Below are 24,088 nucleotides of genomic sequence, written 5' to 3'. Positions count from 1 at the left end.
AGGAACGCCCGCGATGAGGCACCAATTCGAACTGGAAACCGCCAAGAACCCCGACGCGCTGAAGCGCATCGTCATCGAGCCCGTGTCCCGGGTCGAGGGGCACGGCAAGGTCACCATTCTCCTGGACGACGACAACCAGGTGCATCAGGTGCGCCTGCACATCGTCGAGTTCCGGGGCTTCGAGAAGTTCATCGAGGGCCGCCCCTATTGGGAGGTACCGGTCCTCGTCCAGCGCCTGTGCGGCATCTGCCCGGTGTCGCACCATCTGGCGGCGTCCAAGGCCATGGACATGATCGTCAATGGCGGCATCCTGACCCCCACGGCGGAGAAGATCCGCCGCCTGATGCATTACGGCCAGATGCTGCAGAGCCATGCGCTGCACTTCTTCCACCTGTCCTCGCCCGATTTGCTGTTCGGCTTCGATTCCGATGTGGCCAAGCGCAACATCGTGGGCGTGGCCGCCGCCAACCCGGATGTGGCCAAGATGGGCGTGCTGCTCAGGAAGTTCGGCCAGGAGGTGATCCGCGTCACCTCGGGCAAGCGCGTCCACGGCACCGGCTCCATCCCCGGTGGCGTCAACAAGTCGCTGTCGGCCGAGGAGCGGGACTACCTGCTGAAGGACGCCGACCAGATGATCGCCTGGAGCCGCGACGCGGTGCGCATCATCAAGCAGCTGCACAAGGCCAACCCGGCCCTTTACGACGCGTTCGGCAACGTGCCCACCACCATGATGAGCCTGGTGGACGACAAGGGGTCTCTGGACTTCTATCACGGGGCCTTGCGGGCGCGGGACGCATGCGGCGAGGTGATGTTCGACCAGGTCAGCTACCAGGGCTACCAGACCCTGCTGACCGAGGGCGTCAAGCCGTGGAGCTACATGAAGTTCCCCTACATCACGACGCTGGGCGAGGAGAAGGGCTGGTACAAGGTCGGTCCGCTGGCCCGCATCCAGAACTGCGACCGCATCCCGACGCCCCAGGCGGAGGAGGAGCGGGCCGAGTTCGTGGCCTATGGCGGGGCCAAGCCGCTGCACGGCTCGCTGGGCTTCCACTGGGCGCGCATGATCGAGATGCTGTGCGCCGCCGAGACCATCAAGGACCTGCTGCTGGACCCCGACATCATGGGGGCCGAGCTGATGGCCACCGGGCCCCGGCGCGAGGAGGGCATCGGGGTGATCGAGGCGCCGCGCGGCACCCTGTTCCACCATTACCGCGTCAACGAGAACGACGTGGTGACCTATGCCAACCTGATCGTGTCCACCACCAACAACAACACCGCCATGAACGTGGCGGTTCGCGACGTGGCCAAGAACTACCTGCAGGGCCACGAGATCACCGAGGGACTGCTGAACCACATCGAGGTGGCGATCCGCTGCTTCGACCCCTGCCTGTCGTGTGCCACCCACGCGCTGGGCAAGATGCCGCTGGAGGTGACGCTGGTGGATGCTTCAGGCCGCGAGATCGACCGCATGACCAAGGATTCCGAGGGGCGGGTGGGCAAGGGGGCCTTGTGACCGCCCCCACCCTGATCTTCGGCTGGGGCAATCCATCCCGGGGCGACGACGCCCTGGGGCCCGCCTTGCTGGATGCCATCGAGGCGCTGCGGGCCAGCCATCCCCAATGGGGCGAGGTGGACCTGTTGACCGATTTCCAACTGCAGGTGGAGCATGCGCTCGACCTGGAGGGGCGGAAAAGGGTGCTGTTCGTCGATGCCTCGGCGGCCGCCTCCGATGCGCCGTTCCGGGCCGAGGCCATCCAGCCCGCCCGGGATTCCTCGTTCACCAGCCATGCCCTGTCGCCCCAGGGCGTCATGCATGTCTATGCCGAGATCAAGAAAAGCGCGCCGCCGCCCTGCACCTTGCTGGCCATCGCCGGCGAGGCGTTCGAACTGGGCGAGCCGTTGAGCGCGGCGGCCAGCGCGCATCTGGACGCCGCCCTGGCCTGGACCAGGGAGTGGCTGGGCGCGTCACCCGCCTGAAAGGGTTGGGAAATCCGTTCCCTGCATGGCCGCCCGCTCCGATGAGCGCGGGTTTGCCGGCCGGTTGAGGGTTATTCTTGCGAAACTCGCGAACAGGGGTATTCCATCATGTCCGATTCCGACCTGATTGCCCGCCTGCAGGGCTTTCCCGCACCGTCCTGCCGCTGCGGCGAGGGGGGGCACGAACGCAATTGCCTGGCCGGGCTGCTGGCCGAGGCGGCAGCCGAGATCGGACGCCTCCGGGCCGAGAATTCGCGCCTGTCCTCCATGGCGGTGACCGGCGCGCCGGGACGCGGCGCAGACCGCCAAATCTGGGTGCGCCTGATGTGCTATTACGGCTCGGACGGCGTGTGGAACAGCGACGACGAGACGGCCGAGCCCGCCCCCGTGCTGCTGTCGCCCGGCCTCAAATCCGAGATCGTCGCCTGGAAGGAATCCGTCGACCGCATCGAGGCGGTGACTCCGGCGGTGATCGAGGCCTTCCAGACCCGGGCGCTGAACATCGCCCGGCGCATCAAGGAAGAGATGCCGGGCTGGCGCGTCGTCTATATCGACCGCACCAAGTCGGGCGCCGACATTCGCAACAAGGATTACTTCGAGCACGAAGTGACGCTGTGAAGGTCGAGCTGCGCGCCGAAGCGCCGGGTAAGCCGGAATTCGGCGCGCCGTGCAACGGCTGCGGCCTGTGCTGCGCGGTGGAGACCTGTCCCCTGGGGCTGGTGCTGTTCCGTCGCCGCAAGGGCCCGTGCCCCGCTTTGATGTGGCGGGACGGGCGCTATGTCTGTGGCGTGCTGGACGCGCCCGGATGCTTCGTTCCCCTGTTGCCCCGGCGCTGGGCGGCGCGGCTGGTGGCCCGCTGGATCGCCGCCGGCAAAGGCTGCGACTGCCGTTATCAGGCCGAATAGAATTTCGACCAGCCGCAGGCCGGGCACGAGCCGATGGCGCCCGCGTCCGATTGCAGGGAATAGCGGACCCGGCTGCCGCAAGAGGGGCAGGAGGCCGGGCGTGACGGCGGAGCCTTGGCCGCCGCCGCCGCCGCCCGGCGCAGCAGCGACTTGATGCGGGCCAGCAATTCCCGGCGGTCGGCGGGCTTGCTTAAGAATTCGTCGGCTCCCAGTTCCAGGCCGTGCAGCTTGTGCTCGAGCGCGGTATGGCTGGTCAGCAAGATGACGCCGACGCCCGAGCGTTCACGCAACCGGTGGAGCAGGGTGTAGCCGTCCTCGCCCGGCATCTCCACGTCGAGAATCACCAGATCGGCGGGACCGGCGGCCAGGGTGGCCCACATGTCCTCTCCGCCGGTGCAGGGGGTCACGCGGTAGCCCTGGGCGCGAAGGAGAGCGTCTAGAATCGACCTGGTGGTGGAATCGTCATCCACCACCAGGATATGAGCGGTCTTCATGACGGAACGGAAGGCTTCCTCTAGTCGTCGCGGTTCTTTCTGCCGCGCCCCGGATTGTCCTGGTCGCCGCGGCCGTCGCGGCGGTGTTCGTAGGACTTGCCGGGAGCGTCGCGGCCATCGCGCCAGTCGCGGTCGTCGCGGCGGTCCCGACGATCCCGGTCCCGATCGCGATCGTCGCGCCGGTCGCGGTCGCGGTCCCTGGCATCGCGCCGGTCCCGGTCGTCGCGGCGATCCCTGTCGCGATAATCCCGGTCGCGGTCGTCCCTGCGGTCGCGGTCGCGGTCGCGGACGTCGCGGTCGCGGTCGTCGCGGCGCGGGGCGGTCTTGTCGACGGTGTCGCGCGCCGCCTGTCCGGCGGCGTCGGTGGCTGCATCCTTGAGGACGGTTCCCAGCCCGCCGCTGTCGGCGGCAGAGGCTTGGCCGGCGGCGACGCCCAGCATCAGGGGAAGCAGCAGAACCCAGGCTTTCATGAACGGCCTCCTTCTCGATAACCAGGACCAAAGCCTAGGGCAAATCCGCCGATCGGTATAGGAGCTAATCCACAGAAGCCACATCGCCCCGGGCGATGGTCAGGGCCTTGATCAGGGCATGGACCCGCATGCCCGGCACTAGATTGAGCTGGGCCTGGGCCAGGGCGGTGATCTGCACCCACAGGCGGGTGGCGCCGCAGGCCAGCACCACGTCCACCAGGAAGGCATCGGCGGCGGCCACCGAGACCACGCTGGCCGGCAGCACGTTGCGGATGCTGACCCGCTCGGGCGGATCGATGGCGATGGCCACGTCGCGGGCATGGATGCGCACGCGCACCCGGGCGCCGACCGGTAGTTCCGAGCGGCTGACGATCAGGGTGCCGCCGTCGAAGGCAAGGCGGCTGACGCCATAGCCGGAATCATGGCTGGCGACCACGGCGGAGATGACCGCGCCCGCCTCGTAGCGTCCGGTCAGCGGCCTCAAGCCCGGGTCTCCCATCAGGCTCTCCAGCGGCCCCGAGGCGGCGACCTTGCCGCCATCCATCAGCACCAGGGTGTCGGCCAGGCGGATCACCTCGTCCATGGAGTGGCTGACATAGACGATGGGAATGGCGAAACGCCGGGCCAACTGGGCGATGAAGGGCAGCAGTTCGGCCTTGCGCGACGGGTCCAGCGCCGCCAGCGGCTCGTCCATCAGCAGGATTCGGGGGGAGGCCAGCAGGGCGCGGCCGATGGCGACGCGCTGCTTCTCGCCACCCGACAGCTTGGCGGGGCGGCGGTCCAGCAGGTGTCCGATGCCCAGCAGGTCCACCACCTTGTCGAAGGACTGGGTGCGTTCGCCCGCCGGCAGCAGCTTCTGGCCGAATTCCAGGTTGCCCCGCACCGACAGATGAGGGAACAGCCGGTGCTCCTGGAAGACATAGCCCAGGCGGCGGACTTCCGGCGCCAGGTCGACGCCGCCCAGATGGTCGAACAGCACGCGGCCGTCGACGCTGATCACGCCCTCGTCGGGTCGGGACAGCCCGGCCACCATGTTGATCACCGAGGTCTTGCCCGAGCCCGAGCGGCCGTACAGCGCCGTCACCCCCGGCCCGGCCGACAGGCGGACATCGAGGTGAAAATCGCCCTGGCGGCGGCGGACGTCCAGCTCCAGCACGGCCGGCCTATCCCTTCAGCCGGGCCTGGACGCGCCGCGCCAGGAATTCCGAGGCCAAGAGGGCGGCGAAGGCCACCATCACCGAGATGACGCACAGGCGCAGCGCCGCCTCGTCGCCGCCCGGCACCTGGGTCAGGGCATAGAGCGCGATGGGCAGGGTGCGGGTCTCGCCGGGGATGTTGGAGACGAAGGTGATGGTGGCGCCGAATTCCGACAGCGAGCGGGCGAAGGCCAGAATCACGCCCGTCAGCAGGCCGGGCGCCACCAGGGGCAGGGTCACCGACCAGAAGGTGCGCAAGGGGCCGCAGCCCAGCGTGCGGGCGGCCTGTTCCAGGCCCCGGTCGACGCCTTCGAGCGCCAGTCGGATGGCGCGGACCATCAGCGGAAACGAGATCACCGCCGAGGCCACCGCCGCGCCCTTCCAGGTGAAGGCGATGCTGATGCCGAACCAGTCGTGGAGCCAGCCCCCCACCACGCCCCTTCGGCCCAGCACCACCAGCAGACCGTAGCCCACCACCACGGGGGGCAGCACCAGCGGCAGGTGGATGATGCCGTCCACCAGGGTCTTGCCGGGAAAGTCGAGGCGGGCCAGGATCCAGGCGCAGCCCACCCCGAGGGGGAGCGACGCCGCCACCGCCCAGAACGACACCAGCAGAGACAGGCGCAGCGCCTCGGTCTCGAGCGGCGTCAGGGTGAACATCAAACTCTCGATCCAGGAAATGCGGGCATTGTCATCCCTCTGCCGCCTTGCGGCTTCAGGATGACATGTCCTTGCCGTCCGTCAACGGCAGACCGCCTGTCCTCGCGTTTGTCGGGTTCACCCCTTCCGCTCGTCATGGCCGGGCTTGACCCGGCCATCCATAGACCCTCGGGTCAAGCCCGAGGGTGACGAAGAGAAAAGCTGGTTCCACTTACGCAAACATCACGCATCCAGCGGATAGACAAGTCGTTCCGGCATTTCATGGAAGCCGAAATTGTTCTTGCCCGATCCCTTGACCGTGTACATGGCCCGGTCGGCGAGGCGGATCAGCAAGGCGGCGTCGTCGGCGTCGTCGGGGAAGACGGCGATGCCGACGCTGGCCTGGACATTGGCGTCATGGCCGTCCAGTTCGAAGGGTTCGGCAAGGCGCGCCACCACCTTGGCGGCGACGTTGCCGATCTCGTTGCGTCCCTCTACATCGTGGAGGATCACCGTGAACTCGTCGCCCGACAGCCGCGCCACCGTGTCCGATGAGCGCACCGACAGCAGCAGCCGGGCCGCCGCCTCCTGCAGCAGCAGGTCGCCCACCGCGTGGCCGTGGGTGTCGTTGACCTTCTTGAAGCCGTCCAGGTCGATGAACAGCAGGGCGAAGCGGGTCTTGTCGCGCTTGGCCGCCTTGACCGCCTGGCCCAGGCGGTCGAGGAAAAGCGAACGGTTGGGCAGGCCGGTCAGGGCGTCGAAATTGGCCTGGCGCCACACCTGCTCCTCGTCTTCCTTGCGCGCCGTGATGTCGCTGAAGATGCCCAGCATGTGCGAAACCTCGCCGAAGGCGTCGCGCACCGTGGCGATGGACAGCCACTCGATGAACACCTCGCCGGTGCGCCGCCGGTTCCACACCTCGCCCTGCCATTGGCCGGAATCCAGGATGGAGCGCCACATGTCGCGGTAGAAGTCGTTGTCGTGGCGCCCCGATTTCAGGATGTTCGGCTTCCTGCCGATGGCCTCGTCCAGGCTGAACCCGGTGATGCGGGTGAACGCGGTGTTGACCGCCTCGATGGTGCCGTCGGGGCCGGTGATCATGATGCCCTCGTTGGCGGTCTCCACCACCTTGGCGGCCAGTTGCAGCCGCTCTTCCGAGTTCTTGCGCTCGGTGATGTCGTAGACCCAGGCGAGGTTGACCGGCTCGGTCCCGAACAGGGATTCCCGGATGGTGAGCAGCGTCCAGAACGGCGCGCCGTCCGAACGGCGGAACTGCACCTCGGCGTGATCGACGCTGCCGTGGCGCTTCATGTAATTGATCACCGTGGCGCGCTGCTGGTCGTCCACGTAATAGTCGCGGGCCTTGGAGCCGATCACCTTGGCGCGCGGCACGCCGATCAGCTCGCAGAAGGTGTGGTTGGCGAAGACGATCACCCCGTCGCGCTTGCGCGATATGGAAACGCCGATGGGGCTGTCCTCGAGCACGCCGGCCAGGCCGACAGGGTCGAGTTCAGTCATGACCGCAACCGAGAATCACGATGACGCATGCTCTCCCCCCTTTTTCGGCTCCCCCCGGAGCCTCGGGCTCTCGCCCGATGGGTATGCTCATCCCGAACCTTCGACAATATAGGGCGAGTCGGGGGCTGAAACCTATACGCAATATTCGCAGGCGGCGTTTCCGGTTGACCGGGCGGCAAGACGGGGCATAGTCGAAGTCTTCGGCCAACCATACGGAAAGCGGCGCATGCTCACCTATGCCCTTGTCGCCTTGGGAAGCGCCATCGGCGGCACGTTGCGCTACTGGCTGTCATCGGTGGTGTCCAACGCCAGCGCCGGCACCTTTCCCTGGGGCACCTTGCTGGTCAACGTCACCGGCTCGGCGGCCATCGGCCTGATCGCCGCCCTGACCGCCGCCGAGGGCCGCTTTTACGTTCCCAGCGAATGGCGCACCTTCTTCATGGTGGGAATCTGCGGCGGCTACACCACCTTCTCGTCGTTCAGCCTGGAAACACTGATCCTGGCCGAGGGCGGCGAGTGGCTGGCCGCCGGAATGAACGTCATGGGATCGGTGGCGCTGTGTCTGCTGGCCGTCTGGCTGGGCCATGCGGCGGCCGTGATCCTGAACCGGTAGGAGGAGACGTCATGCGCATTCCCAAGGACGCCACCCTGCTCAGGATTTTCGTGGGTGAACAGGCCCGCTATGACGGCAGGCCCCTGTTCGAGGCGATCGTTCTCGAGGCCCGCCATAGCAACCTGGCCGGGGCCACGGTGCTGCGCGGCCCGCTCGGCTTCGGCCACTCGTCGCGCCTGCACAGCGCCAAGGTCATCGAGCTGTCCGAGGATCTGCCGGTGGTGGTCGAGATCGTCGACGCCCCCGACAAGATCGATGCCTTCCTTCCCATTCTCGACGTCATGATGCGCGACAAGGGACTGATCACGCTGGAGCGGATTCAGGTCCTGCGCTATGGCCCCAGCCTATCCGGATAGGCAATATCGAGCCGGCTCAGGACGTCACACCTCGATCCGGAATGATTCCATAGGGTATCTGGACAAATTCACCCATGGGTATAAGCTGAATGTCCTATGGGAAGGGGCCGGTCGCCGACAAACGTCAAGGCGACGGCCCCGTTGAGCATCGGGGGATGCGCATGAAGAAAGTCCTGGTCGCTGTCGGCGTCCTGATCGTTCTGATCATCGGCGCTCTGATCGCTCTTCCCGCTCTGATTCCCGCCGACCGCATCCAGAGCGAGGTCGTCGCAGGCGTCAAGAGCGCCACCGGACGCGACCTGTCCATCCAGGGCAAGGTGTCGGTGTCGGTGTTCCCCTCTCTGTCGGTGCAGGTGGGCAATGTCGCCCTGGCCAATCCGCCCGGCTTTTCCACCAAGGACCTGATCCGCCTGGGCGCCGTCGACGTGCGCCTCAAGCTGATGCCGCTTCTGGGCGGCAAGGTCGAGGTGGACAGCTTCGTCCTGGTCGATCCGGTGATCACGCTGGAAACCGACCGCCAGGGCAAGGGCAACTGGGTGTTCGACAGCCCGGCCCCCGCCGCCGCCGCCAAGCCTGCGGACAAGCCGGCCGAAAAGCCCGCCACCGCCGCCGCTCCCTCGGGCCCCAGCGACATCCGCCTGGGTGACGTGCGCATTACCGGCGGCAAGCTGACCCAGATCGACGGCAAGACCGGCGCCAAACAGGAGGTGAGCGACATCAACCTCCAGGTGGCGCTGAAAAGCCTGTCCGAGCCCCTGTCGGCCAAGGGCAGCCTGGTGTGGAACGCCAAGAAGATCGAACTCAACCTGGGTGTCGCCAGCCTGAAGGCGCTGATGGACGGCCAGTCGAGCGCGCTCGACGTCGCCGTGACTTCCGAACCGGTCAAGCTGGGTCTCAAGGGCAACGCCAAGGGCGGCGCCAGCCCTGGCGTCGATGGCATGCTCGACCTCGCCGTGCCGTCCATCCGCAATCTCGCCGCCTGGGCCGGCTCGCCCATCACCATGGCCGGCAACGGCCTGGGGCCGCTTTCCATCAGCGGCAAACTGGCCGCGGCACCGGGCCAGATCGCCTTCACCCAGGCCAACATCGCCATCGACGCCATCAAGGCCAAGGGTGACGTCACCGTCAACACCAGCGGTTCCAGGCCCAACATCAAGGGCCGGCTGGACGTGGACATGCTGGACGTCAATCCCTACCTGCCGCCGGAAGGTGCTCCGTCCAAGGGCGGCGACGGCAAGGCGGCGGCGGGCGGCGGCGGGGCGCAGCCGGCCAAGGCGCAACCGCAGGGCTGGAGCGACGATCCCATCGACGCCTCGGGCCTCAAGGCCGCCGATTTGGACTTCTCGCTCACCTGCGCCGGCATCCTGGTCAAGAAGATCAAGGTGGGCAAAAGCGCGCTCCGGCTGGTGATCAAGGACGGCAAGCTGGCCGCCGACCTCACCGAGCTGGCGCTTTACCAGGGCGCCGGCAAGGGCCGCGTGGCGCTGGACGGATCAATGCCCGGCGTGGGGCTGGACGCCTCGTTCCAGCTGAAGGGCCTGCAGGCCGAGCCCTTCCTCACCGACGCTGCCGATACCGACCGCCTGTCGGGCACCGGCAATTTCGACGTGGCGGTGACGGGCCAGGGCAAGACCCAGCGCCAGATCGTCTCGTCCTTGAACGGCAAGGGGGCGCTCACCTTCCTCAACGGCGCCATCAAGGGCATCAATCTTGCCGCCATGGCGCGCAACGTCGCCACCGCCTTCACCGGCGGCGCCAACAGCACGGAAAAGACCGACTTCGCCGAGTTGGGCGGGACCTTCACCATCGTCAAGGGCATCCTCACCAACAACGACCTGGCCCTGAAGTCGCCGCTGCTGCGCGTCGAGGGCAAGGGCACCGTCGACCTGCCCCAGCGCAGCGTCAACTACCGCATCGATCCCAAGGTGGTCGCCAGCCTGGAAGGCCAGGGCGGCGGCAACGCGGCGGGAATCGTGGTGCCCATCCTGGTCAGCGGCCCCTGGGACAACCTCAGCTATCGCCCCGACCTGGAAGCCCTGCTGAAGCAGAACGTCCAGAACGTGGGCAAGGCCGTGGAAAGCCTGATCCCCGGGACCGGCGGCGGCAAGTCCCCCGCCGAAGGACTGAACCCGTTGAAGCTTTTCGGACGCTGATCCTTTTCGAATCAACCTTAAGAATCCATCGGAGACTAAGACTATGAAGTTCCTGCATCTGGCCGCCGCCATCGGCATGACCGCCTTGCTGGGCGCCTGTGCCACCCCCTGGGAAGTGGCCGAGGTCAACGAGATCCTCGATGCGCCCGCGCCCACCGTCGGATCGCCCTACACCAAGGCGCTGTTCACCGAGTACAAGGCCTATGCCAAGCACGAGGCCACCGTCGAGTACGAGTGGGATCACGCCGTGGTCTTCGCCCGCAAGGGCATGGCCGCCCATCAGGGTAAGATCACCGATCCCGAGGTGACCGCCGACTGGCCGCTGATGCCCGACCGCGTCAAGGAACTGGACGCCGCCCGCGCCCGTCTGGTGGGCTATTTCGGCAACGGTGCCCGCGAGCGCGTGCCGGCCGCCGCCGCCAAGGCCCAGGTGATGTTCGATTGCTGGATCGAGGAAGAGGCCGAGGGCGACACCAATTCCGATTGCCGCGCCGCCTTCCTGAAGGTCGAGCCCGAGCTGCAGGTCAAGGCCGCCATGCCGGCCAAGAAGATCGTCAAGACCTTCATCGTCTATTTCGACTTCAACAAGTCGAGCCTGACCAAGGAGGCCATGAAGATCCTGAAGGAAGTCGAGGCCGCCGCCGGCGAGATCAAGCCCAGCAGCATCTACGTCGCGGGTCACACCGACACCGTCGGCAAGGCCGGTTATAACGACAAGCTGTCCAAGGCCCGTGCCGCCGCGGTCGAGAAGCAGCTGGCCAAGCAGGGCATCAAGTCCATCGACGCCAAGTCGTTCGGCTTCACCAAGCTGGCCGTGCCCACCAAGGCCAACACCAAGGAAGCCAAGAACCGCCGCGTCGAGATCTACTTCGAGAAGTAAGAACGACGGGGCGTGAAAACGCCCAAGGCCCCCTTCCCGGCAGGGAAGGGGGCCTTTTCTTTTGGGAGGATGGCAAAAGAAAACGCGAAGGGACGGGGCCCTTCGCGCATCCCTTCGAATTATGGACTCAGCAGCTGAACAGCACCGGAATGCTGGCGTGCGCCAGGATGTGCCGGGTGCCGGCGCCGGCCTTGCCCGAGAAGGACAGCGAGCGGCCGGGGTGGCCGCCGATGACCAGCAGGTCGGCGTCGATGTCGTAGGCCCGCGACAGAAGCGAGTCCATGACGCCCAGGCCTTCGGTGTTGACCCGTTCGCCCGAGACGGGCAGGCCGTGGACGCGCAGGTGGTCGATGATGTCCACCTGGGGCAGGGTCTTGTCCATGGGCGAGAAGCCGCGCACCGAGGCGACCAGCACCTGTTCGGCGCCGTCCACCAGGGGCAGGCAGTCGTGCAGCGCGCGGGCGGCCTGCTTGGCCGAGCGCCAGCCGATCACCACGTGCTTGCCCAGCGGGCGGTGCTTGTATTCCACCGGCACCACCAGGACGGGGCGGCCGGAATTGAGGATGATCTGCTCGACCATGGTCTCGGGCACGTTCTTGCCATAGGCGGCGGGCTGGGAGACGATCACCAGGTCCACGTAGTGGCTGCAGAACACCGCCTCGCCCAACAGGTCGTTCTCGGCGCCGTGGATGATCTGCCACCAGCGGGTGTCGAGGCCGGCGGTGGCCTCCTCGAAGGTCTTGCGGGCGGCGTCGGCCTGGGCCAGCAGGGTGTTGCTGGGATGGCGGGCGACCATGGCCGTGGGGCTGATTTCCTTGCGGGCGAACAGACCGGTCAGCCGGGCGCCGAAACGCTTGGCCTGGGCCACCGCCAGGGCGAGAGATCCGCTGTCGACCTTGTCGCCGTCCAAATGGACGAGAATGTCCTTGATATTCATAGCCCCCACCCTGTTTGCCCGGTCCATTGATGTCGCCGGTCAGGATAGTTCACCTCCACTCGGGGCGCGCGTCAAGCGAATTTGCGCAATTCGGTATTGGAATACGCATTAGCGCCCCTCAGTCACCGGTCACGTGTCTTCGACACGCTTGGCTTTCGCGCCATAAGGCGCGCGGCCCCTTGGGCCTAGCCTGGGCTCGATGCGCCCAGGCCGCACCCTTCCAAGGCCGCCCGCATATGCTCGGGCACCGGAGCTTCGGCGGCGATGGGGGGCTTGCCCGCCTCCAGCGGCAGGACGATGGCGCGCGAATGCAGCATCAGCCGGTCGCCGGCCAGGGTGCCGGTGCCGCGGCCATAGATGGCATCGCCCACCAGGGGGTGGCCGATGGCGGCGCAATGGGCGCGGATCTGGTGGGTGCGTCCGGTGAGCGGCTTGCATTCCAGCCAGCTGAGCCGACCGTCGCTGCCCAAGAGCCGCCATTGGGTGGCCGAGGGCAGGCCGGTGCGGTCCACCTCCATGCGCCAGCCGAACTTCTTTTCCCGCTTCTTCAGCGCGTAGTCGATGGTGCCGGATTCCTCGCGCGGGCGGCCGACCACCACGGCCCAATAGGTCTTGTCGACCAGACCCTTGGCGAACAGGCTGCCCAGCGCCGCCAGGGCCTTGCGCGAGCGCCCCAGCACCAGACAGCCCGAGGTCTCGCGGTCCAGGCGGTGGGCCAGTTCCGGCGGGCGGCGCAGGCCGAGGCGCAGGCTGTCCAGGTAAAGGCCCAGATGCTCGCCCCCCTTGGGGCCGGCATGCACGGCCAGCCCGGCCGGCTTGTCGATGATCAGCACCTCCGCATCGCGGTAGAGCAGGCGGGTCGTCAGATCCATGCGGGTCTAGTCCGCCGCCGTAGCCGCGTCCACCGGCCCCGCGACATGGCCGTGGGCATGACGCTCCTGGGCGGCTTCGCTGACGCCCCGGCGCTGGGCGGCCACGAAGGTGTAGATCACCGGCAGCACGAACAGGGTGAAGGCGGTGCCGATGGTCATGCCGGCGACGATCACCACGGCGATGGAGAAGCGCGACGCCGCTCCCGCTCCATGGGCGAACAGCAGCGGAATCAGGCCCGCCACCATGGCCGCCGTGGTCATCAGGATGGGACGCAGCCGCAGGCCCGCCGCCACCATCACCGCCTGGGCGCGGTCCAAGCCCTCGGCCTCCTGGCGTTCACGGGCCACCTCGCAGATCAGGATGCCGTGCTTGGTGATCAGGCCGATCAGGGTGACGAGGCCCACCTGGGTGTAGATGTTCATGCTGGCCACGCCCAATGCCAGGGGGATCAGGGCGCCGCAGATGGACAGCGGCACCGAGACCATGATCACCAGCGGGTCGCGGAAGCTTTCGAACTGGGCGGCCAGCACCAGGAAGATGATGACCAGGGCGAAGACGAAGGTCATCGCCAGCGCGTTGCCCTCCTGCACGTATTGCCGCGACTGGCCGGCGTAATCCACCGTGGTGCCCTGGGGCAGCAATTCGTCGGCGAGGCTGCGCAGCAATTCCAGCGCCTGGCCCAGCGTCACACCGGGCATGGGGAAGGCCTGGATGGTCACCGAGTTCAACTGGTTGAACTGGTTGAGCGAGACGGGGCGGACCGAGGCCCCCAGGCTGACCAGGGACGACAGCGGCACCGCCGCGCCCGAGGACGAGCGCACGTGGTAGCGGCCCAGTTGGGCGGGGTCCAGGCGGAACTCGCGCGGCACCTGGGGGATGACCTGGTAGGAGCGGCCCTGCAGGTTGACCAGGTTGACGTAATTGCCGCCGGTCATGGTACCCAGCGCGTCGCCGATCTGCTGCATGGAGATGCCGTAGGCCGCCGCCTTGTCGCGGTCGATGATCACCTGGGTCTGGGGGCTTTCGATCTTCAGGTCGGCGTCGATGAAGGCGAACATGCCCGACGCCTGCGCCCGCTTCATCAGCTCGCCCTGAATCTCGTTCAACTGCTGGTAATCGGCGATGGAGGACAGCACGAACTGCACCGGCAGGCCATCGACGCCGGGCAGGGGCGGCGGCGGGAACACCGAGGCCTTGACCCCGGACACCTCGTTCAGGGCCTGCTGGATGGCGGCGGTGAGCGCCTTGGCCGAGAGCTTGCGGTCTTCCCAGGGCGTCAGCACCGCGCCGCCGAAGCCCTGGCTGATGGCGCCCATGCCGTTGATCAGGAAGGTCTCGTTGGTCTCGGGGAAGGCCTTCAGCTTGGTGGAGATCTGGTGCGAGAAGGCTTCCATGAAGTCGGTATTGGCCGAGGCCGGGCCGTTATAGGCGGTGAACACCACGCCCTGGTCCTCTTCCGGCGCCAGTTCGGTGGGCACCGCCAGGAACAGGAAGGGCAGCGAGCCCAGCACGATCAGGGCGAAGACCAGGGTGGTGGGGCGGTCGGCCAGTGAGGCAGCCAGCCATGTCTCGTACTTGGCCCGCACCCGGTCGAAGGTGCGGTCGATCAGGGCGGTCAGGCCCTTCTTGTCGTCGTCGTGCTTGAGGATCTTCGAGCACATCATGGGCGACAGCGTCAGGGCGATGACGCCCGACACCACCACCGAACCGGCGAGCGTCAGGGCGAATTCCTTGAACAAGGAACCGGTCAGGCCGCCCATGAAGGCGATGGGGGCATAGACGGCGGCCAGCGTGATGGTCATGGAGATGACCGGCCCGCTGATTTCCCGCGTGCCCACCAGGGCGGCCTTGAAGGGGGAAAGCCCCTCCTCGATGTGGCGGTGGACGTTTTCGACCACCACGATGGCGTCGTCCACCACCAGACCGATGGCCAGCACCATGGCCAGCAGGGTCAGCAGGTTGATGGAAAAGCCGAGCGAGAGCAGCAGCACCGCCACGCCGATCAGGGACAGCGGCACGGTGACCACCGGGATCACCACCGAACGCACCGAGCCCATGAAGAAGAAGATCACCACCATGACGATGATGGCGGCCTCGGCGATGGTCTTGGCCACCTCGGTGATGGCGGCGTCGATGAACAGGGTGGAATCGTAGGCGATCTTGGCGGTCAGGCCCGGCGGCAGCTGGGCCTGCAGGGCGGGCAGCGCCTCTTCGCGCACCTGGCGGATCACCGACAGGGGATTGGCTTCCGGCGTGGTGTAGATGCCGACGAAGATGGCCCGCTCGTCGCCGGCGAACACGCTCATGTCGTCGTTTTCCGGCCCCAGCTCGACCCCGGCCACGTCGCCCAGGCGCACCAGGCGCGAGCCGTCATGCTTGACCACCAGCTGGCGGAACTCCTCGACGCTTTTCAGGTCGGTGGAGGCCTGGGTGTTGACCACGTCGTAGGCCCCCTTGGTGGAGCCGGACGCCGAAGTGAAGTTGTTGCTGGTCAGGGCGGTCTTCAGGTCGTCGGGCCCCATGCCGTGCTGGGCCAGCTTTTCCGGGTCGAGCCAGACGCGCATGGAGAATTTCTGCCCGCCGTACAGCTCGGGATTGGCGACGCCGGGCACGGCGGCCAGCTTGGGCTGCACCACCCGCATGACGTAATCGGTGATCTGCTGCTGGCTCAAGCGGTCCGACGAGAAGGCGAGGTAGGCCGAGGCGAAGCTTTGCCCCGTCTCCTTCTTGATGATGGAATCGTTGATGCCCTTGGGCAGCAGGCTCTTGACCTCGGCCACCTTGCTCATCACCCCGGTCATGGCGGTTTCCGGGTCGTCGTTGAGGCGGATGAAGGCCTTGATCTCCGACAGGCCCTGGATGGAGCGCGACGTCAGGTAGTTGATGCCCTCGGCCGTGGCCACCGCCTTTTGCAAAGGCTGGGTGACGAAGCCCTGGATCATGTCGGCGTCGGCGCCGGGGAAGGTGGTGGTGATGGTGATGACCGTGTTGGTCATCTCGGGATACTGGCGCACCGGCAGGCTCATGAGGGCGCGAAGGCCGATGAACAGGATCAGCAGGCTGACCACCGCGGCCAGGACCGGCCGCTTGATGAAGATGTCGAACATTACTGCACCGCCCCGGCGGCGGCCGTCTTCAGCGGATCGCTGGCCGCCACGCTGACCAGCGAGCCATGCTCCAGCTTGACCTGGCCCGAGGTCACCACGGTGTCGCCGGCGGCGATGCCCGACTTGATGACCACCATGCCGCCCTTGCGCTCGCCGACGCTGACCACGGCGCGTTCGGCCTTGGACACCGTCTTACCGTCGGCGCCCTGGGCCTCTTTCACCACGAACACCGCGTCGCCGTGCAGGTTGTAGGCCACCGCCGAGGCGGGAACCGTCACCACCGGGGCGCCCAGGGGGCGCTCGATCTCGATGCGGGCAAACATGCCGGGGCGCAGGCGTCCCTCGGAATTGGGGAAGCGAGCCTGGACCGAGACCATGCCGGTCTTGGCATCCACCAGGGGCTCGATGGCCGCCACCTGGCCCTCGAAGGTGACGCCCGGCCAGGCGTCGGTGGTCATCGCCACCCTCTGCCCGACGCCCAGCAGCGACAATTCCTTCTGCGACACGGTGAAGTCGCACAGCATCAGCGACAGGTCCTGCAGGTTGACCACCATCTGGCCCGGCTGGACGTATTGGCCCAGGTCGATCTTGCGCACGCCCAGGCGGCCGTCGAAGGGGGCGGCGATGGTCTTCTTGGCGATCTGGGCCTGCAATCCGGCCACCTTGGCCTGTTTGACCTTCAGCTCGGCCTCGGCCTTTTCCAGCGCCGCGACGCTGACCGTGTTGGATTTGAGCAGCGCCGCGCTGCGGTCGTAGCTGGTGCGCGCCAGGACCAGTTCGGCCTGGGCGCTTCTGAGGTCGCCCATCTCGACGTCGGTGTCCAGTTGGACCAGCACGGAGCCCTTCTTGATCTCCTGGCCGGATTCAAAGGCGATGGACTTGACCAGCCCGGACACCGAGCCGGAGATGTCGACGCCGTTGACCGCCTGCAGGGTGCCCACCGCCGGCACCACGTTGCGCCAGTCGGTCAGGCCGGCCTTGGCCACCGTCACCGCTACCACCGGCTTGGGCATGGTGGCGAAGAACTGCTTGATCATGTGGTTCTTGAAGGCGACGAATCCGAAGACCCCGCCGAACACGACAGCGGAGCCCGCCAGCATGATGATCATCCGTTTGGCTTTCATGGCGAGGCTCCGTTACTTCAAAAGGTCGAGGGCGTGCCGCTTGAGGCGCTCGGCGCCCTCGGCATCGCTGAGGTTGATGCCCATCAGGCGCTGGAAATAGACGCCGTCCATGGCGGTGCAGATCAGCCCGGCCCGTTCCAGGTCGGGGCTGTCGCTTTGGATACGCTCCATCCAGCGGTCGTACATGGACTGGATGGGGGCGACCAGGTCGGGATTGACGGTGACGGCGGCGAGCAGCGCGCCGCCCACCGGGTCGAAGGCCGGGCCGTTGGGGTCGAAGCAGGCATGGACCAGGGTCCGCGCCCAGCGGTAGGGCCCCTCGGGCTGGCGCTCGTAATGCTCGCGGTTGAGCTGGTCGCACTGGTCGATCAGGCGCTGGACCATGCCGCGGATCAGGTCGTCCTTGCTCTTGAAGTGATAGAGCACGCCGCCCTTGCTCACCCCCGCCTCCTTGGCGGCGGCGTCGAGCGTCAGCCGGGTCACGCCCTGGTCGCGGACGATGGTCATGGCGGCATCGATGATGCGCTCGCGGGTGCTCATACGGACTCCGTCCCTTACTGTACCGGCTGGACGGTATAGGAAACTGAACCGATGAGTCTAGTTGTACCGACGCATAGGGGGGATGTGGCCGGGACTATTCCGTTTGGGAATTATGGCTTACTGCGCCGGACGCGCCTGTCCGGCCGGCGGAGTCTTGGGCTTGGCCGGCTGGGCCGCGGCGGGCGGCTTGGGTGGCTGCGGGGTTGCCGGCTTGGGCGCGGCGCCGGGCGGATGGGCGCCCGGGGCGGGCTCCTCGGTCCAGCGCATGGGGCACAGGCCGGCGTCGCGGCTGTGCCAGTCCTTGATCAGGGTGGAGCGCAATTCCTCGGTGGGACGGCCCTTGGCGTCGCGGGTGGTACGGCGCAGGTAGACGTTGACCGAGGGGGAATGGTTGCTGTCGAAGCGGAAGCCGCCGCGCACCGAGGGGAATTCCGCCCGCCGGAGCGCGTTGCGCACCGCGTCGCGGTCGCCGGCCCGGCCCCCGGTGGCGCGCAGCGCGGCGTCCAGCATCTGGGCGGTGTCGTAGCCGTGGGCCACCCAGCCGGTGACCGGGCGGCCGTATTCCAGCTCGAAATCGTTGATCAGGCGCTTGCCCAGCGGGGTGTCGAGGTCGGGGCTCCACGGCGCCACGTTGAGCACGTCCATGCCCGCCTCGGTCATGGCCGGCAGCATGGGGCGCTCCCAGCCCTGCCAGATGCCGATCATGGGCAGGTCGGCCTTCAGTCCGGAATTGGCGAATTCACGGGTGAAGGCCAGCCCCATGCCGCCGGTCAGCAGGTTGACCACGGCGTCGGGGGCGGCCTGGCGCAGGGCGGTGATCTCGTCGGTGAAGCGGGTGGTGCCGTGACGGGGGCGCAGCACCTCGACCACCTCACCCGGCCAGGCGCGGCGGATGGTGGCGACCGCCTGATCGGTGGCCGGCGCGTCGGTGCCGATGACCGTCACCCGGCGCATCTTCTCGCCCGCCAGATGGGCGCCGATGGCCTCGTGGATGGCCTGGGCGGGGGTGGCGACCTGGAAGAACCAGGGCGAGCAGCCGGCCCCGGCCAGGCTGGCCGGCGCGGCGTCCAGGTTCAGCACGAAGGCGCGGGACTCGGTCAGCGTCTTGACCATGGCCGACATGGAGGGCAGCGACACCGCCGTGACCACGAAATCCACCTTCTCGCGCTCGAGCAGCCTGCGCGCCACCGCCAGGGCGTTGTCGGGCGATCCCTTGTCGTCCTGGACGACGACGCGGACCTCCTGGTTGGCGAAGCGGCCGCCCAGGTGGCGCATGGCGGTGGAAAAGCCGTCGACGCTGTCCTGGCCGACCATGGCGCCGGGACCCGACAGGGTGGCGATGATGGCCACCACGATGGTGGGATTGGACACGCCGGTGGCGGCCGGCAGCGCCAGGGCGCCGACCGGCGTCAACAGGCCGGGGGCCATCAGGGAGAGGGCGAGAAGGGCGGCGCGGACGTGGCGGCGCATCTAAGGCCTCAGGCGTTCGGCCACCCGCTCGAACCCCTCCACCTTGCCCAACGGCCCGATGGCGGCGAAGGTGGGTTGGCCCGCGAACAGGCGGCGCGCCACCCTTGCGCAATCCTCGGCGGTGATGGCCTCGACCTTCTCGACCACCTCGGCCACCGGGATGGGGCGGCCGTAGATCACCACCTGACGAGCCAACTGCTCGCAGCGCGACGTGGTGCTTTCCAGGCTCATCAGGATCGAGGCCTTGAGCTGGGCGCGGGCCCGCTGCACCTCGGCCTCGTTGACGCCGCCGGTCACCTTGACGATTTCGTCGCACATGACGGGAATCAGTTCCGCCACCTCGTCCTCGCCGGTGCCGGCATAGACGCCGAACAGGCCGCCGTCGTTGTAGGACGAGGCGAAGGAGTAGATGGAATAGACCAGTCCGCGCTTTTCGCGCACTTCCTGGAACAGCCGGCTCGACATGCCGCCGCCCAGCAGGGTGGAGAGCACCGAGGCCGAGTAATAGTCGGGGTCGTCATAGGCGACGCCGTCGAAGCCCACCACCACGTGGACCTGCTCCAGTTCGCTGCGCTCCTCGCGGAAGTCGCCGCCCACATAGCGCGCCACGTCGGTCACCGCCGCCTGATGGGGCGGCAATTGCGAGAACGCCGCGCCCGCCGCCGCGACCAGATGGTCGTGGTCGATGCGGCCCGAGGCCGACAGCACCATGCGCGGCGCCGAGTAATTGCCGCGCAGATAGCCCATCACCTGGTCGCGGCTCATGGCGCGCACCAGTTCCTCGCTGCCCAGCACCGGGCGGCCCAGCGGCTGGTCGGGATAGGCGGTGGCCTGGAAGTGGTCGAAGATGATGTCGTCGGGGGTATCGATGGCCTGATTGATCTCCTGGACCACCACCGCCTGCTCGCGGGCCAGTTCCTCGGCTTCCAGCGTCGAGTGCTGCAGGATGTCGGAGATGATGTCCAGCGCCAGCGCCGAATCCTCCTTCAGCACCTTGGCGTAATAGGCGGTGTGGTCGCGGGCCGTATAGGCGTTGAGGTGGCCGCCCACCGCGTCCATCTCCTCGGCGATGTCCAGCGCCGAGCGCCGCGCCGTGCCCTTGAAGGCCATGTGCTCGAGCAGATGGCTGACGCCGTTGATCTCCACCGGCTCGTGACGCGTGCCGGCGTCGACCCAGACGCCCAGCGACACCGTCTCCACCGTGTCCATGGGATCGGTGACGATCTTCAGACCGGAGTTTAGGCGGGTCTCCCTGATCTCGCTCATCTAGATTGCCCCTCAAGCGCCGGGCGGGCGCCTTGGCGCCCTTGGCTCCTCCGCTTTCCACCTTCGCTCTGCTTCGGTGCCGCTCCGGGCGCCTCAACGGCGCCGCGCTCGCTATGCTCGCTCATGCGTTTTCCCGGCGGGCGAAGGCCCGCACATACTGCTTCAATAGGTCGGCATCGTTGCCCAGCCGGTCAAGGCGTTCGGTGCGCGAGAACAGGTCCGCCATGTGGGGCGGCAGGCCGGGACGCTCGCCCGTGGCCTTCTCCACCGCGTCGGGGAACTTGGCGGGATGGGCGGTGGCCAGGGCGACCATGGCGCAATCCTTGGCGGCGTGGCCCTTCAGCGCGGCGGCGACGCCGATCACCGAATGGGGATCCAGCGTCTCGCCGGTCGAGCGCTTGAGCGAGCGCATGGCGGCCAGCGTCGCCTCGTCGTCGAAGCGATAGGCCTCGAACACGTCGCGCATGGAATTCCACGCCCCCTGGGGCATGACCATGGCGCCGTTCTTGCGGAAGTCGTCCATCAGCTTGGCGACAGCGGCGCCGTCGCCGCCCAGGACTAAGAACATCAGCCGCTCGAAATTGGACGACACCTGGATGTCCATGCTGGGCGACAGCGTGGGCACCACGCCGTCGGTCTTCATGACGCCGCCCTCGAAGAAGCGGGTCAGGATGTCGTTGGTGTTGGACCCCACGATCAGCCTGTCCACCGGCAGGCCCATCAGCTTGGCCCCATAGCCGGCGAAGACGTTGCCGAAATTGCCGGTGGGCACCGAGAAGCTCATGGGCACATCGGGCGCGCCCAGCGCCACCCCGGCGGCGAAGTAGTAGACGATCTGGGCCATGACGCGGGCCCAGTTGATGGAGTTCACCGCCGACAGGTTCATCTCGTCCCTGAACGAGGAATCGTTGAACAGCGCCTTCACCAGGTCCTGGCAGTCGTCGAAGGTGCCGTCGACGGCCACATTGCGCACGTTGGACGACAGCACGGTGGTCATCTGGCGGCGCTGCACCTCGGACACCCGGCCATGGGGGTGGAGGATGACGATGTCGACCGCGGCGCGGTCACGGCAGGCCTCGATGGCCGCCGAGCCGGTGTCGCCCGAAGTGGCGCCGACGATGGTGACCTTCTGGCCCTTCTTCTTCAGCACGTGGTCGAACAGGCGGCCGACCAGCTGCAGGGCATAGTCCTTGAAAGCCAGCGTCGGGCCGTGGAACAGCTCCATGACCCACTGGTTGTGACCCAGCTGCTTCAAGGGAGCCACCGCCGGATGGCTGAAGGAGGCGTAGGATTCGGCGCACAGCTTGGACAGCTCGGCGTCGGAAAGGCAGCCCTCGACGAAGGGACGCATGACGCGCGCCGCCAGCTCGGCGTAGGACAGGCCCCGCATGGCGCGGATCTCGGCGGGCGAAAAGACCGGCCAGCTTTCCGGCAGATACAGGCCGCCGTCACGGGCCAGACCCGCCAGCAGGACATCGTCGAAATCAAGGACCGGCGCGGCGCCGCGGGTGCTCACATACTTCAAGGGACAGCCTCATCCTGGGCGAAAAGCAAAAGCGGAATACACTAGCGGCAGGGCGCGGCCGGAGCAAGCGCGGCGCGGCGCGGCCAGGGGAGGAGGCTGGTGCAAAGGGATAATCCCCAATTTTCTCGTTGATACGGGATTCACCTGACCATACCCTGCTCCTAGACACAATTTGCTACATTTCGTTTCTAGACGTGCGGGGTCGGTGTGAGTGGCGTGATGGCGGGTCGTAGCGGTGAGGATGCCGCCCGGCGAGGCGGCAATGGATTCCGCGACGCGGTGATCCGCCTGTTGCTGCAGGTGCCGCTCAACCTCCTGTTCGTGGGCGGTACCGTGTTCGCCGTGGTGGTGGCCGAACTGGTCGCGGCCTCGGTCAGTCTGGCGATGATCGGCCATGTCCCCGCCGTGGTCTGGGTGGGGGCGTTCTTCGCGCCCCTGGTGGTGGCCCCGGCCGAACTGGCGGTTCTGGTGGCGGTGATCGGGCGCATGCGCGACGAGATGGGGCGCCGGCATCAGGCGGAACGCCACCTGCTGGAGGATGTTGCCCGCCGCCGCCAGGTGGAGACAGAACTGCGCGCCAACGAAGAGAAGCTGCGCGCCATGTTCGATAAATCGCCGCTGGGCATGGCGCGCAACACCCTGGACGGCGCCTTCCTCGAGGCCAACCCCGCCTTTCTCGCCGTCGTCGGCTATGACCTGGAGGAGTTGCAGTCCTTAAGCTACTGGGACCTCACCCCGTTCCGCTTCGCGGACAGCGAGGCCTGCCAGCTGGAGCGGCTGGAAACGGTCGGGCATTACGGTCCCTACGAGAAGGAATACATCCGCAAGAACGGCACGCGGGTTCCCGTCCGCATGTCGGGGATGCTGGGCACCGGCAGCGACGGCGAGGGCTATATCTGGTCCATCGTCGAGGACATCACCGAATCCCAGAAGGCCGAGCGGGCGCTGGTCGCCAAGAGCGAGGAGCTGGCCCGTTCCAACGCCGACCTGGAACAATTCGCCTTCATCGCCTCCCACGACCTGCGCGAGCCCCTGCGCATGGTCAGCGCCTATATGGGTCTTCTCGAGCGCCGCTTCGGCCCGCTGATCGGCGCCGAGGGGGGAGAATATATCGGCTATGCCAAGGAAGGCGCCCAGCGCATGGACCGGCTGGTGCTGGACCTGCTGGAATTCTCCCGCGTCGGCCGGATGGAGGAGGCGCTGGAGCCCGTTGCCCTGGACGAGGTGCTGGACGGCGTCCTGGCCGACCTTTCCCCCGCCATCGGCGAATGCGGCGCGCAGATCGAGCGGCCGGTGCCGCTGCCCACGCTGCCGGCCATCCGGGGCGAGATGGCGCAGTTGCTCCAGAACCTGATCGGCAATTCCCTGAAATACCGCGATCCGTCGCGCCCCCTGGCGATTCGGGTCGCCGCCCGCCGGGACGGGGCGCAGTGGGTGGTCGAGGTCGGCGACAACGGCATCGGCATCGCCGCGGAATACCGCGAGCGCATCTTCCGCATCTTCCAGCGTCTGCACACCCGCGACCGTTTCGAAGGCACCGGTATCGGCCTGGCCATCTGCAAGCGGATTGTCGAGCGGCACGGCGGCCGCATCCGGGTGGATTCAGTGGCGGGCGAGGGGGCGACCTTCAGCTTCGCCCTGCCGGCCTGACGCGGACAGGGCGAATCCGAAAAGCGGCTACTTCTTGCCCTTGCCCTTGGGGGCCGGGGCCATTTCGTTGCCCAGGCTCTGCCACAGCTGGGTGACGATTTCCATGTTCCGCTGCACCACCGCCTGCAGGATGGCCGGCTGGGCGGTGACGAATTGCTGCGGATCGCGGATGGCGGCCAGTTGCTGGAACGCCTTGGCGTTGTTTTCGGTGATCTCGCGGGCGGCTTCGAAATTGGCGCGCTGGAACTCGGCCACCTTGCCCAGGAAGGACGCCGGATCGGCGCTGAAGGCCTCGAACATCTTGGGGTCGAACGTGGGGAACATCGGGGCCTCCTCCTATCGGTGATACCCGCAAAGTTTGTCACGTTTCCAAGGCGCGGGCAATGTACGGGCTT

23 protein-coding genes are annotated in these 24,088 nt (G+C 67.3%); 9 read left to right on the top strand and 14 right to left on the bottom strand.

Going from position 1 to position 24,088, the window contains the following annotated elements; all coding sequences use genetic code 11:
* Nucleotides 1-13 precede the first annotated feature (13 nt).
* From XM1_RS19755 to XM1_RS19740, 4 genes are all read left to right on the top strand, one after another.
* A complete protein-coding gene (locus tag XM1_RS19755) occupies nt 14-1,513 on the top strand; it encodes a Ni/Fe hydrogenase subunit alpha (RefSeq protein WP_068436524.1) in 1,500 nt (499 codons plus the stop codon).
* Nucleotides 1,510-1,977, top strand: a complete 468-nt coding sequence (locus XM1_RS19750) for a hydrogenase maturation protease (RefSeq protein ID WP_068436522.1) — start codon at nt 1,510-1,512, stop codon at nt 1,975-1,977. The genes XM1_RS19755 and XM1_RS19750 overlap by 4 nt, the downstream gene beginning before the upstream one ends.
* A 108-nt stretch (nt 1,978-2,085) precedes the next feature.
* Nucleotides 2,086-2,595 (top strand): hypothetical protein, encoded by a 510-nt coding sequence (locus XM1_RS19745; protein WP_068436520.1) that lies wholly within the window; start codon nt 2,086-2,088, stop codon nt 2,593-2,595.
* Complete coding sequence (locus tag XM1_RS19740; RefSeq protein ID WP_068436518.1) at nt 2,592-2,882, top strand: hypothetical protein; 291 nt, start codon at nt 2,592-2,594, stop codon at nt 2,880-2,882. The genes XM1_RS19745 and XM1_RS19740 overlap by 4 nt, the downstream gene beginning before the upstream one ends.
* Here XM1_RS19740 and XM1_RS19735 read toward each other — a convergent pair.
* The 5 genes from XM1_RS19735 to XM1_RS19715 all read right to left on the bottom strand — a co-directional run bounded on the left by XM1_RS19735 (nt 2,870) and on the right by XM1_RS19715 (nt 7,199).
* Nucleotides 2,870-3,376 (bottom strand): response regulator transcription factor, encoded by a 507-nt coding sequence (locus XM1_RS19735; protein WP_068436516.1) that lies wholly within the window; start codon nt 3,374-3,376, stop codon nt 2,870-2,872. The two genes, XM1_RS19740 and XM1_RS19735, sit on opposite strands and share 13 nt — an antisense overlap.
* Before the next feature lie 20 nt (nt 3,377-3,396).
* Nucleotides 3,397-3,846, bottom strand: coding sequence for a Prostatic spermine-binding protein precursor (locus XM1_RS19730; protein ID WP_068436514.1), 450 nt, complete (start codon nt 3,844-3,846; stop codon nt 3,397-3,399).
* A 64-nt stretch (nt 3,847-3,910) separates the two neighbouring features.
* Nucleotides 3,911-5,002 (bottom strand): molybdenum ABC transporter ATP-binding protein, encoded by a 1,092-nt coding sequence (gene modC, locus XM1_RS19725; RefSeq protein WP_068436512.1) that lies wholly within the window; start codon nt 5,000-5,002, stop codon nt 3,911-3,913.
* Nucleotides 5,003-5,009: 7 nt separating this feature from the next.
* A complete protein-coding gene (gene modB, locus XM1_RS19720; RefSeq protein WP_068436510.1) occupies nt 5,010-5,702 on the bottom strand; it encodes a molybdate ABC transporter permease subunit in 693 nt (230 codons plus the stop codon).
* Nucleotides 5,703-5,924: 222 nt separating this feature from the next.
* Entirely contained in the window at nt 5,925-7,199 is a 1,275-nt protein-coding gene (locus XM1_RS19715) for a diguanylate cyclase domain-containing protein (protein ID WP_068436508.1), read from the bottom strand.
* Nucleotides 7,200-7,425: 226 nt separating this feature from the next.
* Here XM1_RS19715 and crcB point away from each other — a divergent pair, with 226 nt between their 5' ends.
* The 4 genes from crcB to XM1_RS19695 all read left to right on the top strand — a co-directional run bounded on the left by crcB (nt 7,426) and on the right by XM1_RS19695 (nt 11,201).
* On the top strand, nt 7,426-7,812 hold the full coding sequence (gene crcB, locus XM1_RS19710) for a fluoride efflux transporter CrcB (protein ID WP_068436506.1): 387 nt from the start codon (nt 7,426-7,428) through the stop codon (nt 7,810-7,812).
* Between the two features lie 11 nt (nt 7,813-7,823).
* Nucleotides 7,824-8,168: a DUF190 domain-containing protein gene (locus XM1_RS19705; protein WP_068436504.1), complete on the top strand. Its 345-nt coding sequence runs from the start codon at nt 7,824-7,826 to the stop codon at nt 8,166-8,168.
* 161 nt (nt 8,169-8,329) lie between these two features.
* A complete protein-coding gene (locus XM1_RS19700; protein WP_068438059.1) occupies nt 8,330-10,321 on the top strand; it encodes an AsmA family protein in 1,992 nt (663 codons plus the stop codon).
* A gap of 43 nt (nt 10,322-10,364) precedes the next feature.
* Nucleotides 10,365-11,201, top strand: a complete 837-nt coding sequence (locus XM1_RS19695) for an OmpA family protein (protein ID WP_068436503.1) — start codon at nt 10,365-10,367, stop codon at nt 11,199-11,201.
* A gap of 127 nt (nt 11,202-11,328) precedes the next feature.
* Here XM1_RS19695 and XM1_RS19690 read toward each other — a convergent pair whose 3' ends face one another.
* The 8 genes from XM1_RS19690 to thrC all read right to left on the bottom strand — a co-directional run bounded on the left by XM1_RS19690 (nt 11,329) and on the right by thrC (nt 22,043).
* A complete protein-coding gene (locus XM1_RS19690) occupies nt 11,329-12,138 on the bottom strand; it encodes a universal stress protein (RefSeq protein WP_068436501.1) in 810 nt (269 codons plus the stop codon).
* A 185-nt stretch (nt 12,139-12,323) separates the two neighbouring features.
* Nucleotides 12,324-13,010: an RluA family pseudouridine synthase gene (locus tag XM1_RS19685; protein ID WP_068436499.1), complete on the bottom strand. Its 687-nt coding sequence runs from the start codon at nt 13,008-13,010 to the stop codon at nt 12,324-12,326.
* 6 nt (nt 13,011-13,016) lie between these two features.
* On the bottom strand, nt 13,017-16,118 hold the full coding sequence (locus tag XM1_RS19680; protein WP_068436497.1) for an efflux RND transporter permease subunit: 3,102 nt from the start codon (nt 16,116-16,118) through the stop codon (nt 13,017-13,019).
* Nucleotides 16,118-17,242, bottom strand: a complete 1,125-nt coding sequence (locus tag XM1_RS19675) for an efflux RND transporter periplasmic adaptor subunit (RefSeq protein WP_068436495.1) — start codon at nt 17,240-17,242, stop codon at nt 16,118-16,120. Before XM1_RS19675 ends, XM1_RS19680 begins: the two co-directional genes overlap by 1 nt.
* 12 nt (nt 17,243-17,254) lie before the next feature.
* Complete coding sequence (locus XM1_RS19670) at nt 17,255-17,782, bottom strand: TetR/AcrR family transcriptional regulator (protein ID WP_068436493.1); 528 nt, start codon at nt 17,780-17,782, stop codon at nt 17,255-17,257.
* A gap of 117 nt (nt 17,783-17,899) precedes the next feature.
* A complete protein-coding gene (locus XM1_RS19665; protein WP_068436491.1) occupies nt 17,900-19,252 on the bottom strand; it encodes an ABC transporter substrate-binding protein in 1,353 nt (450 codons plus the stop codon).
* Nucleotides 19,253-20,518 carry a pitrilysin family protein gene (locus XM1_RS19660; RefSeq protein ID WP_068436489.1) on the bottom strand — a complete coding sequence of 422 codons (1,266 nt, stop codon included), beginning with the start codon at nt 20,516-20,518 and terminating at the stop codon, nt 19,253-19,255.
* A 121-nt stretch (nt 20,519-20,639) separates the two neighbouring features.
* Entirely contained in the window at nt 20,640-22,043 is a 1,404-nt protein-coding gene (gene thrC, locus XM1_RS19655) for a threonine synthase (protein ID WP_068436486.1), read from the bottom strand.
* A gap of 219 nt (nt 22,044-22,262) precedes the next feature.
* Between thrC and XM1_RS19650 the strand changes: the two genes are divergently transcribed.
* Nucleotides 22,263-23,693, top strand: a complete 1,431-nt coding sequence (locus XM1_RS19650) for an ATP-binding protein (protein WP_082700621.1) — start codon at nt 22,263-22,265, stop codon at nt 23,691-23,693.
* Nucleotides 23,694-23,720: 27 nt separating this feature from the next.
* Here the strand turns inward: XM1_RS19650 and XM1_RS19645 are convergent, their stop codons facing one another.
* Nucleotides 23,721-24,017 carry a phasin family protein gene (locus XM1_RS19645; RefSeq protein ID WP_068436483.1) on the bottom strand — a complete coding sequence of 99 codons (297 nt, stop codon included), beginning with the start codon at nt 24,015-24,017 and terminating at the stop codon, nt 23,721-23,723.
* Between the last annotated feature and the right edge of the window lie 71 nt (nt 24,018-24,088).

Origin of the sequence: Magnetospirillum sp. XM-1, assembly GCF_001511835.1 — a bacterium.
GTDB lineage: Bacteria > Pseudomonadota > Alphaproteobacteria > Rhodospirillales > Magnetospirillaceae > Phaeospirillum.
The sequence above is the reverse complement of the archived record's forward strand: the minus strand, read 5'-3'. Positions and strand labels throughout refer to the sequence as shown.